The sequence below is a fragment of the Flavobacterium branchiophilum NBRC 15030 = ATCC 35035 genome, assembly GCF_002217205.1.
In the GTDB taxonomy this organism is placed as follows: Bacteria; Bacteroidota; Bacteroidia; order Flavobacteriales; family Flavobacteriaceae; genus Flavobacterium; species Flavobacterium branchiophilum.
In genome coordinates, this window is record NZ_MUGT01000214.1 from 1 (window position 1) to 1,202 (window position 1,202).

Sequence of the window (1,202 nt, forward strand, 5' to 3'; positions counted from 1 at the left end):
ACTCACGTTACGCAAAATTTTCTTCAAAATGTACATTTTAACATTTGAAATGTTGATAACTTTTTATGCCGCCTTTTTTGGTTTCTTTAATTCATTTAACTCCAAATATGCTGCTTTTTGTGCTGCCAAATAAATTTGGGCTTTCATTGCAAAATGATTCTTTTTTGTCCTTTGTTTTAAAAATTCCAATTTCATATAGGCTACAATTGATAAAACAAAATGATTTGTTTGTGTTTTGATTGTTTTTGTTGGTGATTTTGCAAAACCTGTATTGCTTTTTATTGATTTATGATATTCTTCCACTCCCCACCGTTTTTTGTAGATTGTAGTAATTTTGTCATACGATAAGTTTAAATCACTACAAGCCAAGTACAACTCGCCGACTGTATCATTCTCGTTTTTGAAAACTTGCTTTGTGAGCAACAGCGGAAAATCTAACTCTTTGAGCCAAATCTCCATGGTCTGCTGTCCTGGCTGTAGTGTTTCAATACTTATGTATTTTTCATTTGCTTTATCTTCTGATGATAATGCAACTAATCGATTGCTTTTTAAAGCCATTATAAAATCTGATTTGCACTCAACCTTACAACAAATCATATTTTCTATTGAACTGTACCAACTATCTGCTAAAGCATAATCAAAGCGCATTTTGCTGTAACATTCTCGAAGCATTTTTCTAAACAATTCGTTTTTTGTTACACTGCTTTTACGCTTTTGTTTTCCTGTTTTTGGGTCGTCCACAAACAATTCTTTTTTAATGAATTCTACACCAACTGCAATTCGCATATCACTAACTTCCAATAATGCTGACAGAAAGTTTATCCCTTTTACAGATCTGCCAAAAGTATGATCATAATGCCAACAAACTAAATCACTCTCATCTGTATAACGCTTTTCTTCTATAGAATCGTCAAAACTCAAAGTTATTAATTCTTTAGATTGGGTCAATTCTCTAACATAAACCTTGGATTGATTCCATAAATACTTACTATCATAATCCCCTTGAGATAATGCTCTTGTAATCTTATCGTGCTTAATGTCAAGTAACGATGCCATTCCTGTTGCAGTTGTATAAGAGTTAGAACAAATCAAATAATCACAATATAAATCAGCAAAATTTTCCATTTCTCAAGCTATTGAAGTTATCAACATTTCAAATGTTAAAAGTATAAAAATTTTTATTATTTTTGCGTAAGATGAGT

The 1,202-nt window shown here is 31.2% G+C and carries 1 protein-coding gene; it reads right to left on the reverse strand.

Annotated elements, in window-relative coordinates; all coding sequences use genetic code 11:
* Nucleotides 1-63 precede the first annotated feature (63 nt).
* Entirely contained in the window at nucleotides 64-1,125 is a 1,062-nt protein-coding gene (locus tag B0A58_RS15950; RefSeq protein WP_089081859.1) for an IS701 family transposase, read from the reverse strand.
* Between the last annotated feature and the right edge of the window lie 77 nt (nucleotides 1,126-1,202).

What these genes read in the sequence shown, in the direction of transcription:
- B0A58_RS15950 (WP_089081859.1), bottom strand. Translation starts at nt 1,125, where the DNA reads ATGGAAAATTTTGCTGATTTATATTGTGATTATTTGATTTGTTCTAAC.